Below are 13,540 nucleotides of genomic sequence, written 5' to 3'. Positions count from 1 at the left end.
CACAGGGCTCAGCCCCTGTCGCTCAGATCGGGGTGAGAAGGGAAGCTACTTCTTCGATTCCGATGGGAGTTTTTCCAGCGCCGTCGGATCCAGCCACGCAAGTCGCTCGACGGCTTCTCGTCCTTGATCTTCGTCCCGGTGATCGGTAGCCAGCTTGAGGTAGAGATCAACGGCTTCCTGTCGCTTTCCCTGATATTCGAGGCAACGGGCGAGAGCCAGACGGATGTCGGCTTCAGGAATGTCGCCGGGATCGCTCAGCAGGTGGCGATAGTGTCGTTCAGCTCCGGCGTAGTCGCCCCGGGCGAAGAGGTGTTCGGCCAGCGCCATCCGGGCCAGTCGCCCCGAGCGCGTTTGTCCGTTGGCCAGCCGTTCGAGTTCGGCTTTGCCTTCGGGTTGATTCAGCTTCATCTTGCACACGGCGGCGTAATAGGTCGCTATCTCACGATGACTCCGGTAGCGGGAGGCCACGCGAGTGAAGGCCTCCAGAGCCTCACGGTATTTCTGCTCTTCGCTCGCGTAGGTTCGTCGGGTTGGATCCCCACTGGGCGTTTGCGTCACTTCCGCCGTGAAGATCTCATACGCTTGGGCAAATGCTTGCTGAGCACTCTCTTGCTGATACCGCAGGTAGAGAAGAACTCCACTGACGAGCACAACCGCGGTTCCGATGAGGAGACTGATTCGAATCAGCGACCGACGATGACGCAGCGCCCATTCGGCTAGCTTTTCGTACTCATCGCGGAGCTTGTCGTGTTTCAGTTCGCGGGTTGTGACTTTGACCTTTTTGGCTTTGGCCACGCCTCATCCTCCTTGAGTCTCAGCCCGTCGGCAGGGGATTATCGGCCCAATTGTGCGGTTGTTCGTGCCGCGCTCGAATCGTCTTCATGGTTTGGCTGCGAAGTGCTATAATGGATACCAGCTATGTCCGGACGTTGTCAAGGCGTCAGGCCGTAGTGAGACTTTGCGAGGAGGACGCATGGATGTCTCAGGTGCAAAGTCAGGCCGTTGAACACGCCCCCAGCGCTTTGGGCGTGCTGGAACAGTTCATCAGAGAAGAGGGCCGCGAGCGGCGGCGGATCCTGTGGGCCTTTGGCCTGGCCTTGTTATTCCATCTGGTGGTTTTTGTTCTTCACCTTGAGGGCCTTTTTCCCGATCGCCCGCTGCCGGAGACGGAGCCTCCGGAGCAACTGATCGCGGTTCAACTGGAGTTGCCCGAACTGGAAATTGCCGGGGGCGGGGGGAATCGTGAACTGAGCAAACCGCCCGAGCCGACTCCGCAGCGGTTACCCCTGAAATCAGAGCCGGTGCCGGTGGCCCTTCCGGTTCCCTTCAAAGCCCCTCCGCCACCGCAGCAAACTCAGCTCCCCTCGCTTGACACGCGGACACAGATCACGGCTCCATTCAGCTACGGTCCGGTGGAAGCCCCACCGGGAACCGGTGGAACCGGCGGCGGTAACGGAGCGGGTGAAGGTCGTGGGATTGGTGATTACTCCGGCCCTTCCGTGGGCGAAGGGATTGCAGGACGCGGGGGATTTGGCCATCCGATCATTACATTCAAGCCCCGTCCGGAATGGACCGAGGAAGCCCGCCGTAATCGCATTCAAGGAACTGTTGAGCTCTCGGCGACATTTGGCGCCGACGGCGTGGTGAGAAATATCAGGGTTCTGAAAGGACTCGGCTACGGCCTCGACGAAAAGGCCATCGAAGCAGCCAAGATGATCAAGTTCATCCCGGCTCGTGGACCGGATGGGCGACCGGCCAGCGTGCGGGCAACGATCAAAGTGGAGTTCAATCTCCTTTAGTTATTCGGGTTGTGCAATCTGAACCCTGAGGCGTCCTGCGCGACACTCAGGGTTTTTTCTTTCGCCGGGAACATTCCTCGTCCGATGGTGTCTAATTCGGAGGGTGCTCGACCGATGCTTCGTGCTGGTGGAGAACTGGCGTTGACTGTCGGTGTGTCTGACCGGGTGCAGGCTCGGACCGCCGATGGGGATCTTGTTGAGCGCCTGCAAGCCGGTGAGCGCGAGGCGTTTGAAGAGCTGGTTCGTGAGTATCAGGCCGGCGTCTACGGGCTCCTCTATCACCTTCTGGGAGAAGGTGAAGATGCCCGTGATGCTGCCCAGGAGACCTTCCTCAAGGTCTACCGGCATATCGGGCGATTTCGTGGCGAATGCGAACTGAGGACATGGATTTATCGAATCGCCGTGAATCAAGCGGTCAATTACCTCCGCTGGTGGCGGCGGCGCCGCCGTGATCGCACCATCTCCCTTGATGCGGGCGAAGAAGACGGCAACGGGTGTCCCTTGCGCGAGTCCCTGGCTGATCCTCACGCCACACCAGAGCAACAGGTGATCGAGCAAGAACAACGACGCCGGGTGCAGCAGGCGTTGCACCGGCTGAAGCCCGCCTTTCGTACCGCTCTCGTCCTGCGGGACATCGAAGGTTGTTCTTACGAGGAGATCGCTGAGATGCTGGGCATCTCGCTGGGAACGGTCAAATCGAGAATTGCTCGAGGCCGCGAGATGCTCCGCCAGCAGGTCTTGGAGATGCAACGTCATTCGAGCAACTCCACGCCAGCCCCACGGGACCGTGGACATGACCCGGCCCGCGGACCTCGGATGAATGACCAACTCCGGTTCGGAAAAACGCCTGTCGCCGGTGGGTCTGACGGCGATGGAACAAAAAACCAGGTCAGCAACGCTCAATCTGCCTTCGGGCAGACCGAACCGGAGTTGGTGAGTCATCCGAAACTGTTCAGGAGTTGAGCATGAAGTGCCAAACGATCCGACGGGACGTCTCTGCCTACATTGACGGAATGCTGGAAGGGACTCGTGCGCAAACCCTCAGGGCCCATCTGAGGGAATGCCCGGAGTGCGCCCATTATGTAGAGAACCTGCGTTCTCTCGTCTCGACTCTCAGAGAGCTTCCACATCCGGCTGTTCCTCCCCGACTCACTCAGGACATCCTGGAGGCGGTTGGTGCACTTCCGATAGGACGATCACACCGGCGCGATCGTTTGATCTCTCATCTCGTCCGGTTAGCTATCGCGCATCCGCAGGTTGTGTCTCTGGTGGCCAGCGTCGTGATCACGTCCTCTTTGATGCTGGCCATCCTGGCGAACTTCACGCCGCTGCCGGTGATCCCGGTTGTCTCCCACAAACAACAAATCACGCTGACGCCCGTTGAATATCGGTTGCTCAATCAGGGAATGGTTCCTCCCTCGGCCACCGGCGTTTACACGCTCCCTCGGCTACGACAAAGCGGCAATTTGGACGCTCTCTTTGCAGCCACTCAAAGCGATGAATTTGCCCTCATCACCGTGGTTCATCCCGATGGTCGAGCCTCTGTCGTTGATGTCCTCGCTCCTCCGGCCAGCTCCCGTCTCCTCGCCCAGGCTAATGAATCGCTTCAAGGGTTGCGGTTCCAACCGGCCATGAATTCCGGTCGTCCGGTGAGCACCCAGCTCGTCATGCTGGTTCAACGCCTTGACGTGGTGTACTGAGGCGCACTGTCCCTGCTCGAACGTTTTGCTTTCTCGTGAGATCGGTTTAACCACCCGAGAACCTCGCGCCCCGGTTCCTGCTCAGAGGGTCTCTCGTTCGCAGTGAAACAAGAGAGGCGGGCTCGGTGGCAAACCGATTCACGCTTCGCGGCTCAAGCGCAGAATCTGAGCGCCGCCTGGCGCAAGCGACCAACGGTGCGGTCCTTGCCGAGCGTGACAATCACATCGAAAATTCCCGGCGTCACCGCACTGCCCGTCAATGCCGTCCGCGCTGCGTTGATCAGCACTCCGGCTTTGATCCCCCTGTTTGCGGCCAGCTCGCGCAGTGCCCTTTCCGTTGTCTGCAAGGTGAAGGGATCCACCTCGGCTAATCGGTCGGCCAGCTCCAGGAGAAGTCCCTTGAGTCCCGGCTCCTTCCTGAGATTCTTATCCACCGCCTGAGGATCGAACTCGAATTCCTCGGCGAGATAGGGGCGTCCCGCCGCGACGAAGTCTTTGAGCGTGCGAGCACGCACTTTCAGCAAATCAATCAGACCGAGAAACCATTCGTGTTCCTCCCGGGCAAGCGTCTCACGCCAGAGCCCGGCTTTCTCCAATTCGGGTCGCACGAGGGGATAGAGTTCCGCCGCGCTCATCGAGCGGATGTACTCGGCATTCATCCACAGAGCCTTGTCGAAATTAAAGACGGCATTCGTTCGACTGATACCACCAAGCGAGAAGGCTTCGATCAGTTCGGGGGTGCGAAAGATTTCCCGATCCGGGTGACCCGGCGACCACCCCAGTAGCGCGAGAAAATTACGCATCGCTTCGGGAACAAATCCCATGTCTCGATACGCCGTGATGCTCGTCGCGCCATGCCGCTTGGACAATCGCGTGCGGTCCGGTCCCAGAATGAGTGGAACATGAGCGAAGATCGGCAGTTCCCACCCAAAGGCGCGATAGAGGAGCACCTGCTTGGGTGTGTTCGATAGATGATCGGCCCCGCGAATGACGTGGCTGATCCGCATGTCGGCATCATCTACGACGACGCTCAAGTGATAGGTGGGGAATCCATCCGATTTCAATAACACGAAATCCTCGAGGCTCTCATTCTCGACGGTCACTTCGCCGAAGACCTCGTCGGTGAAGGTGGTGACCCCTTCCGGCGGAACCTTGAAGCGAAGCGCATGAGGGAGACCCTGGGCCAGTTTTTCTTCGACCTGCTTCGGCATCAGCCGACGACACGTTCCCTCGTACTTCCAGGCTCGTTTCTGACGCGCGGCTTCCTCCCGCCTGGCCGCCAGTTCAGCGGGGGAGCAAAAGCAGTAATATGCCTGACCGGAGGCCACCAGCGCCCGGGCCCGTTCCTGATAGAGAGCGATCCGCTCGGACTGAAAATAGGGTCCTTCATCCCAATCCAGTCCCAGCCACCGCAATCCCTCGATGATCCCCTCGACCATTTCAGCCGAGGAGCGTTGCACATCGGTGTCTTCAATGCGCAGAATAAATGTCCCCCCGTGCTTGCGGGCGAAGAGCCAGTTAAATAAGGCTGTCCGGGCTCCTCCGACATGGAGATACCCTGTCGGAGAAGGGGCGAATCGAACACGGATTTGCGTCATAGTCTTTCGGCATCAAGATCGGAGGGTTTGAGGAGAAGCGCGGTGGTCCCTGTCAAGTCGTGGTCTCATTTTTAGACCCGCTCCTACTCCCGCGACGCTGCTTTTCTTCCCATCGGCGAGAAACTTTTTCGGCGATGGGCGCCGCCTTCCACCTGCCCTCGCCAGGAGCAGGAAAAAGGCTTGTTTACTTCACGCCACGCCCCGGCATCCGTTGCAGACGGCACTCACGGTACGCCGAGAGGAGAAAAGGTGGCGGTGAGGGTGGGATTCGAACCCACGGTAGAGCTTTTAATGCCCTACAACGGTTTAGCAAACCGTCCGTTTCAGCCAGGCTCACGCACCTCACCGTCTCTCACTCGCGCATCACTCCGTCCCGTCACGCGCTTGCTCGCACGCTTCGCTCCGGAAGCCGATGCTCGCCTGTGACGCCGGCGTCATATCGCTGGCAAAACCAAAGTATTTCTGAGCACTCCGTATCTGTCAAGCCGCGACGCGAACCGAGGGAGAGGCTGTCGCGGAAGTGCGACTCTGGTAAGGAAAAACCCACGACGTCCCGGGAACGGGTGCACAGCCCGCCGGGACGCTAGTCAACGAGGACCTTCAGCTCTTCGACCCGACGGCTGATCTCCGCCGGTGTGAGATGCCGATACTTCGGGGGAATCATCTCGCGGGAGGTGGCTTCGAGGATGGCGACGAGCGTTTGATATTCCAGTTCCAGCTCATCGCGGGCCGGGATGAATTCCTGAGCGACGCGCTCGAGGTCCTCCTGGGTCACTACAGAGCGGCCCGCTTGTCGGGCCAGACGGCGCGCTCGAATCAGCATGGATTCGATGTCCGCTCCCGATAATTCCATCGGATGACGGGTGAGCGGCGACCAATCGGTGATCGTATGAGCGATTTTATTCTTGCGGATCATGGCTTCGGCGATTTCCCGCCGTTCCTCTTCCGTCTGAGGATAAAAGAGCGCAATGTGTTCCTCGCACCGGCCCTGACGCTTGAGATCAATTGGCAGCAGGTCCGGGCGGCAGGTCATGAGAATCCACAGGATGCGCCCGCGATTGCTGGTGTCCCCCATTGCCGAAGCGATGCGAGAGAACACCCGCGCATTCACCCCGCTATCTCCCTCGCTTCGGCGCGTGCCCAGAGCGGCATCAGCCTCATCAATGAGCACGACAATCGGAGCCAGCGTTCGCAGCATGTTGAGAATTTTCTCGAGATTGGCCTCGGTCGAGCCCACCCACTTATCGCGGAAGTTTTTGAACTCGACGACATTCAATCCGCAATCTTTGGCGAAGCACTCGGCCAGAAACGTCTTGCCGGTGCCCACCGGACCGGCGATGAGAATGCCCATGGGCGCTTCTTCCGTGCGACCCTGACGGATCGTCTCGGCGATGGTGCGGAGAAATTCCTTGGCGCTGGCCAATCCGCCCACGCTCTCCAGCCCGTGCTTGGGCGTGACGAACTCGATGAGCCCGAAGCATTCGCTCTCGATCAATTCTTTCTTCTTCCGGCGGACGGCCTCCAGTGTCAGCCCTTGAGGATCGAGCAGGGCGCTGCGCAGCAGGGCATTCAGATGAACGCGATTGAGACCCGAGGTGAGCTGAGCCAGTTGCTCATCGGTCATCTCCATCTTCAATCCGGGATTGGCGGCCCGCACGTAGCGGATGAAGGCGAGCCGTTCCGCCTCATCGGGATAGGGAATGGCAATCGTCGCCAGCCGCGAGTTCTCCCGAATCCGGGTGTTCACATCGGCGAGGTTCTCGGTGATGAGGATGACGATGTTGTCGGAACTGAGCAGGCGCGAGCTGGTGATCCACCGTTGCAGGGTCACCAGGTTATTGCGATCCTCCCCACTCATGTAACTGATCTCGCCCGAGGGGACGATCGTCTCCAGGAAATTGATAATGACGGCGACCTGATCACCGTAAAACAGATACCGTTCGATGAGCGGCAGTGCGCGGCCCGGCTCTCGCGGCAGGCTCCTCAGCGATTCCCGCGTCACGAGCGGATCGGCCACGCGAAGCTGAGCGAGAAACTGTCGTTCCACCTCCGGCGAGCTGAAGGTGATGCCCTCACTCCGATTGTAGAAGACGACGTTTTTGTTCCCCAGCAATTTCCGTTGCAAAAACGTGAGCAATCCGGTGAACTGACCGTTGGAGGGGACGAGATCATGAATGTTGTTGTGCAACAGAAAGTGACTGGCTTCTCCGGCGTAGTACTTCCTCACCAGTTCGGCGGCCCAGGACGGGAGCCGGCCGATCTCCTCGAGCGAGAGAAAGGGTTTCGGGCGCGTCATGGCATCACGAGCGTTCCGACGTCATGCTGCGAGGTCGCACCGGTTCCTCCTCGGCGCTGGACAGAGCTTCGAGCGCACTCATGATTGGTGCGGTTTCTTCCAGGACCGAGCGCGTGACCTCAATCGAGGAGAGGATCGAATCAAAATCGAGCGAGCTGATGCTGTCAACCGAGGACATCGTCATCACCTTGTCGTTCACGAGTCCAAAGAAGTTCTCGATGGACTGAAGCTGAACTTCGAGCAGCTTGACGGCTCGTTCGACGCTCTCGTACTCGGTCAGTCGCTCGCGGAGAATTTGCAGATTTCCCTCAATAATCCGGCGGGTTTTGTCATCGGCGGTCTGAAGCTGGCGTTCGGCCAGGGCGATCTGGTTCTGAATCGCCTGCCGGTTGAAGGAACGCAGATGGTGCTTACACCGACGATAGATGTCCAGGAAGTCAACGAATCGGTCCCACATCGCATCGAGGGAGCGGATCTCCGGCGGGATCGTCCGCGAGCGCGTGAAGCGCATGTAGTTGGAATAGATCTGTTTCTTCAGCCAGCGCAGGTACTCGACGGCTTCGCGCTCCCGGGGATCGAAGGTTTTGATCATCTCCTCGCGGGCTTTTCGTCGCTCGGCGGCCGCGCGTTTCATCTGACGACGCTCGACAATGCGTTTGTAGGCCGGCAGAAACGGGACCGTGAGCAGATAGATCCCCTCCGCGACGAGCCCGCCAAGCGCGATGAAAAGACTCATCGGCTCACCCATGTAAACGGCGATCCCCAGAACAGCGACCAGACTCCACAGATTGAGTGGCTCTTTGAGAGCTTCGACAAAGTAATTTGGTTTTTCGTCCATTGTCGTACTTTCCCGGCGACGCCTTCACACAATCTCCGGCACAGGACCCGATGAGGGGCTCACCACAGTGCCATGAACTACTCGGCGACTTTCGTCGGTTCAGACCGGGAGGCGAGTTCTTCCTCCGCAGGACCGAGTGTCTTCTCCGGCGGCAGGGAGACCCCCGCTGGCGTGGCTGCCGGTGCCTCCGGCAGCAATCCCATCTGCCGTTTGTAGGCCAGCAACGTGTCCTGAACTTGCATCGAGAGGGCCTCCTTTTCGATCTCCGCGATCTGAGTCTCGACGCCGGTGGCCGCCAGCTCCATCTTCGCTTCGGCCGATGCGACCCGACGCGCGACCTTCTCTCTCATCTCCTCGAAGGTTCCAGCTTCATCTCCCACCTGGAAACTGGCCATCGTTTGCGCCAACTGTTCCTGAATGCGAGCCCGCCGATGCTCGGAGATGAGCTGCATCGCTTCTTGCTGGCGCTTCTTGAGCTGGAGAATGTAATTGTCGCGGAAGCGAATGGCCTGTTCGGACGCCCGGCGAGCGGCCTCCAGTTGCTGACGCGACCGCTCCAGAGCCGTCTGCTTCTCCTGCATGGCACTGATGAATGCCGTTGCCAGATCATCACGGCCCTGCTTGATGGATGCTCGAATCTTGGCATCAAATTCAGTGATTTCCCGTTCGAGCGTGGCGACCTCTTTTTCCAGCAATTTTTGCGTCGCCATGACCTGGGCGACATTTTCGTTCATCTGCGGCACCTTGTCGCGCATGTCACGGATGACTTGCTGAAGGATCAACTCCGGGTCTTCGGCCCGCTCGATGATCCCACCGAAGATGGAGCGAAGGAGCCGCTTCAATCGCTGCCACATGATGGTTTTTATCCTCCCCTGGTTTTCGCCATCATATCCCGTGCATGTCCGATTACGATCCGTGCGGGTGGTAAGTTTATCACAAGCCGGGGGCAGGAGACACCTCGGAGTCGCCCTCGTCCACGGATCGCGGCGAGCAATTGTCTTCCCCGGCCCTGTGTGGTAAAAGAGCCTTCCCTAAATCCTGGAAACCGGGCATGACGGGCAAAATGCAAGTGGAGAAAAGGCACGGACTTCGGCGGCTCGATCCCCCCGCGGACGGCGTGACAAACGATAAATGCTGTCGCGGTACTGGCATCTCCGTGATGAGATCCGGCAAACAGCTCTTCAGATGACGGGGCGAGGAAACCCATGAGAGCACGATCCTTCATACGTCACCCACTGTTGAGCAGAACCCTGATCCTCCTTATCGCACTGGCGCGGGCCGGCGATTCAGCTCCTCCGGGAGTTTTCCCGCAACCGCCGGAGCGTTCTTCCTCTCTTGTCATCATCGGCGGAACGATAATCGCCGGGGACGGTCGCCCAGCCTTTCGCGCCAATCTGCGCATCGAAGGAGATCGCATCGCGCGCATCGGGCGGTTTGATCCAGAACCGGACGAGGAGATCCTCGATGCCCGGGGCCTGATCGTCGCGCCGGGATTCATTGACCTGCACAATCACTCGGATCGAGGGCTCGACGGTGACCCGACGGCCATCAGTCAGATCTCTCAGGGAATCACCACAATCGTCGTGGGACAGGACGGCAGCTCAGCGTGGCCCGTCGGCGAGTTTCTCGCCAGGCGTGAGAAGCAGCCCTCAGCCGTCAATTTGATCACGCTCGTCGGCCATGCGACGGTGCGCCAGCAGGTGATGGGTCGAGACACGGGGCGCCCGGCCAGCGAAGCGGAGATCGCCGCCATGGCCGATCTCGTCGAGCAGGCGATGCGCGAGGGGGCGTTCGGCCTCTCCACCGGATTGGAATACGACATCGGCCACCCCAGCACGACCGAAGAGGTGATCGCGCTCGCCCGCCGGGCCGCCCGCCAGGGCGGAATCTACGTGAGCCATATCCGCGATGAAGGCGATAAGGCGTTTGAAGCGCTCGACGAGGCCCTTCGCATCGGGCGCGAGGCGAGTATTCCCGTCCACATCTCCCACATCAAGCTGGCGACGGTGAGCGTCTGGGGCAAAGCCCAAAGGGCCGTCGCGCTCATCGCGCGCGCCCGCCGCCGGGGACAAGACGTGACCGCCGATTGCTACCCTTATGACGCCTGGGCTTCGACCATCACGGTTCTCGTCCCCAGCCGCCGCCATTCGGATCGCGCGGCCGTCGCCAGGGGCATAGCCGATGTCGGCGGGGCGATGAACGTGCTGGTGACCAATTGCCGCGCCCATCCCGATTACGAGGGGAAAACGCTCCTGGAAATCGCCCGCAACCGCAAGACGACGCCGGTTGACATCTACATGGAGATCGTCCGGGACGGCGGAGCGAGCGTCGTGTGCCGCTCGATGAAAGAATCCGACATCCGCATTTTCTACCGCCAGCCCTGGGTGATGGTGGCCAGCGACGGAGGGATCGGGATGCGCCATCCGCGGGCTGCGGGCGCGTTCCCGCGCGTGCTCGGCCAGTATGTGCGCACGCGCGGCTGGCTCCGGCTCGAAGAAGCTATCCGCAAGATGACGTCGGCTCCGGCAGCCCGGCTGGGACTGAAGGATCGCGGCCTGCTGGCCGAGGGGATGAAGGCGGATCTCGTCATCTTCGATCCGCAGAGGGTGAGCGATCGCTCGACGTTTCGCGAGCCACATCTGCTCTCGGTCGGAATCGAATACGTGTTCGTCAACGGCGTGCGCGTCTGGGAGAGAGGCCGCGCAACCGGCCACCTTCCCGGCGCGGTGATCCGAAAGAACATCTCGAGGTGAAGTCTCACTCGTCTTCCCGGAGGCCGGCGCGATCTTTTTAGGTGCGCTAGTTGAGGGCCTCATCGCGTCTGTTCGTGCGGGCGATCTGCTCCCATCGCCCTAGAAAATGGCCAGCGCCCGGTGCGCCAGACCGGTATGAGGAGGCGTTTGAGCAGCCGGCGAAAGGCCAAGTTGAGCCGATCAATTTTCCTCATCCTCTCAATCGGCAACCGGTGAGGATCGGGGTATCGGTGCGTCAGTGCGCAACGGAGCGCTTCCAGAAATTTGGGGATGAGTTCTAGATTTTGGGATTGACACTTGTTTGAACATGCCATGCGGTATATAATCCCTGCGCTTTCAAAGAGTCGAGGCGATGGGCCAGCTATGGAATAGCATTTGCTTGGCTCGAATCGTCTCACAAAAACGTGTGCCGAACGAGGTCTTGGGGGCCGTGCTTGAAGCGAGGGGAAAACAGGAGAGCGTCCGGCAGCCGCGACTTATGCAGCCTTGCCCCGGAAGAATTCGTTTGGCCCACACCACCCAAACCTTAAGGAGGGACATCGTATGGGAAACAGAAAAACGCCTCTCTCCAAGGAGCCATCCCGTCCTAGCGGTGCCTGGCGGATGACTCTTCTGGTGATTTTGGTTCCACTTGTGCTTTTGCCGGTGGCCGTGTGGTCACAGACAGCGACGACGGCTACCGTCCTGGGAACGGTGACTGACCCGCAAGGCGCGATCATTCCGGGAGCAGAAGTTGAGCTGGTCAATATCGCCACCAACGAACGGATGAAGCGAACGACCAATGAAGCCGGGCAATATGTTTTCCCGACGGTTTCGCCCGGTGTTTATAGGATCACCGTCACCATGCAAGGTTTTCGCCAGGGCATCGTCCCGTCGCTCAAGGTGGACGTGGCCAAGTCCTATACGGTGGATGTGACGCTGGAAGTGGGCGAGATGGTGGAAACCGTTGAAGTGACTGCTACGGTGGGAGCGGAGTTGCAGAAGACCGACTCCACTGTGGGGAACGTGATCTCGGGTCGGCAACTTCCCTACCTGCCCACGGTCACCCGTCAGGCAAACGAGCTGTTGACGCTGCAACCGATGGCAACGCCAACCGGCGAAGTGGCCGGGTCTCGTCTTGACCAGAGCACGTTCTCTCTGGACGGCATTGACGTTACCAATCAGTCCATCGGAGGCCTTGGAACCTACGCGCAGCTTCCCGTTGATGGCATCGAAGAATTTCGCGTGGCTGTCGCCAATCCCAATGCCACTTTCGGTCGAGGGGCAGGCGGTCAGGTTTCGATCATCAGCCGTCGGGGCAGCAACGAGTTCCACGGCGCCGCCTACTGGTACCACCAGAACGATAACCTCAACGCCAATAGCTGGACCAATAACCGCACCAGGATTCGAGAGGCTGAGGAAAAAGATCACCGCTTCGGGTTCAATCTGGGCGGTCCCATTTTACCCTGGCGGAACAAGCTGTTCTTCTTCCTCAACTACGAAGGCCGGCGTTTCCCGCGGAGCGAGTCGGTTTTGCGTTTCGTTCCTACTGATACATTGCGCCGGGGGATCCTTCGGTTCCGGGATGCGTCCGGCAACATCGTCTCCTACGATCTCGCCCGGTCCACTCTCTGCGGGCCAACGGGGGATCAACCCTGCGATCCTCGGGGAATCGGGTTGAGTCCGACGATCTCGGCCCTGTGGTCGAAGTTGCCCGCGGGCAACGATCCCAGTCAAGGAGACGGTCTGAACACCATTGGCTTTCGCGGCAATGTCAGCACCCCTCTGAACAACAACTACTACAATGCCCGATTTGATTATAATCTGAGCAGCCGGTGGCGACTGGATGTGGCCTTCCGGTATCTTGGTCAGATTCAGAGTGGCTCGACGCTCCTGTCCATCATCGGGGGAGACGTTCAGAGTCGGGAACAATTTCCCTTGCGACAGAACATGCTCAACATCGGGTTGACCGGAAGCATCACCTCGAACTTCACCGGTGAGTTCCGCTTCGGCTGGGTTCGGAATCGCACGGCGACCGATCGCCTCCGGCCGAACGCTTCAGCCGCGCTGCTGAACATTCCGGGAACGAACACGTCTGCCGGACATATCGCGCTGGACCTAGGAGCGCTCGGGGGAACACAAAGCCTGCTGTCGGAGCCCATTGACGTGGGCACGCAAGTGGCGCGCAAGCAGATCACCGATGCCCGGAACTTCCAGTGGAATGCCGATATGAACTGGCTCAGAGGACGGCACACCTTCCAGTTTGGCACACACGTTCGTTACCTTCCCTTCCTCCATCTTCGCGATGACAAGGTGTTGGGCGCGCTGGGTGCCCTCGTGGCGCAGATTGATTCGGACCTGGGGGCGGTGACGATTCCGGGTGCCGTGCGACCACCGACCTGCAGCGCAACGATCACTCGGAATTGCCTCTCTTCAGCCGATGTGCGTCAGTGGAATCGGCTCTACGCGTCGGCCCTGGGGCTCATTGACAACGTCAGCGTCATGGCGGTGTGGGATGGGAACTTCAAACCGCTTCCGTTTGGCGAACTTCTGGCAGCCGATACCACGTCGTGGTCT

The 13,540-nt window shown here is 59.7% G+C and carries 10 protein-coding genes and 1 tRNA gene; 5 read left to right on the top strand and 6 right to left on the bottom strand.

The genetic code is table 11. The annotated features are described in order from the left end of the window. Positions 1–45: 45 nt before the first annotated feature. Positions 46–795 carry a hypothetical protein gene (locus VNM72_15240; protein HXF06749.1) on the bottom strand — a complete coding sequence of 250 codons (750 nt, stop codon included), beginning with the start codon at positions 793–795 and terminating at the stop codon, positions 46–48. A 182-nt stretch (positions 796–977) separates the two neighbouring features. On the opposite strand from VNM72_15240, the gene VNM72_15235 reads away from it, so the two are divergent. The 3 genes from VNM72_15235 (at position 978) to VNM72_15225 (ending at position 3,499) form a co-directional block, all read left to right on the top strand. Further along, a complete protein-coding gene (locus VNM72_15235; GenBank protein HXF06748.1) occupies positions 978–1,799 on the top strand; it encodes an energy transducer TonB in 822 nt (273 codons plus the stop codon). Between the two features lie 114 nt (positions 1,800–1,913). After that, entirely contained in the window at positions 1,914–2,762 is an 849-nt protein-coding gene (locus VNM72_15230; protein HXF06747.1) for a sigma-70 family RNA polymerase sigma factor, read from the top strand. A gap of 2 nt (positions 2,763–2,764) precedes the next feature. Then, on the top strand, positions 2,765–3,499 hold the full coding sequence (locus tag VNM72_15225; GenBank protein ID HXF06746.1) for a zf-HC2 domain-containing protein: 735 nt from the start codon (positions 2,765–2,767) through the stop codon (positions 3,497–3,499). 152 nt (positions 3,500–3,651) lie between these two features. On the opposite strand, the gene gltX is transcribed toward VNM72_15225, so the two are convergent. From gltX to VNM72_15200, 5 genes are all read right to left on the bottom strand, one after another. Continuing rightward, positions 3,652–5,097 carry a glutamate--tRNA ligase gene (gene gltX, locus VNM72_15220; protein HXF06745.1) on the bottom strand — a complete coding sequence of 482 codons (1,446 nt, stop codon included), beginning with the start codon at positions 5,095–5,097 and terminating at the stop codon, positions 3,652–3,654. A 250-nt stretch (positions 5,098–5,347) separates the two neighbouring features. Further along, positions 5,348–5,444: transfer RNA gene (locus VNM72_15215), tRNA-Ser, on the bottom strand. A 236-nt stretch (positions 5,445–5,680) separates the two neighbouring features. Continuing rightward, a complete protein-coding gene (locus VNM72_15210; GenBank protein ID HXF06744.1) occupies positions 5,681–7,393 on the bottom strand; it encodes an ATP-binding protein in 1,713 nt (570 codons plus the stop codon). A gap of 4 nt (positions 7,394–7,397) precedes the next feature. Then, positions 7,398–8,231 carry a hypothetical protein gene (locus VNM72_15205; GenBank protein ID HXF06743.1) on the bottom strand — a complete coding sequence of 278 codons (834 nt, stop codon included), beginning with the start codon at positions 8,229–8,231 and terminating at the stop codon, positions 7,398–7,400. Positions 8,232–8,308: 77 nt separating this feature from the next. Then, complete coding sequence (locus VNM72_15200) at positions 8,309–9,085, bottom strand: PspA/IM30 family protein (GenBank protein HXF06742.1); 777 nt, start codon at positions 9,083–9,085, stop codon at positions 8,309–8,311. 351 nt (positions 9,086–9,436) lie between these two features. Between VNM72_15200 and VNM72_15195 the strand changes: the two genes are divergently transcribed. Further along, positions 9,437–10,984, top strand: a complete 1,548-nt coding sequence (locus tag VNM72_15195) for a D-aminoacylase (GenBank protein ID HXF06741.1) — start codon at positions 9,437–9,439, stop codon at positions 10,982–10,984. A gap of 543 nt (positions 10,985–11,527) precedes the next feature. Beyond that, on the top strand, positions 11,528–13,540 hold a 2,013-nt coding region (locus tag VNM72_15190), incomplete at its 3' end, for a carboxypeptidase-like regulatory domain-containing protein (GenBank protein ID HXF06740.1).

Source organism: Blastocatellia bacterium (genome assembly GCA_035573895.1).
Classification (GTDB): Bacteria; Acidobacteriota; Blastocatellia; order HR10; family HR10; genus DATLZR01.
Note: the sequence above shows the minus strand (reverse complement) of the source record. Positions and strands in the feature narration are given on the sequence as shown.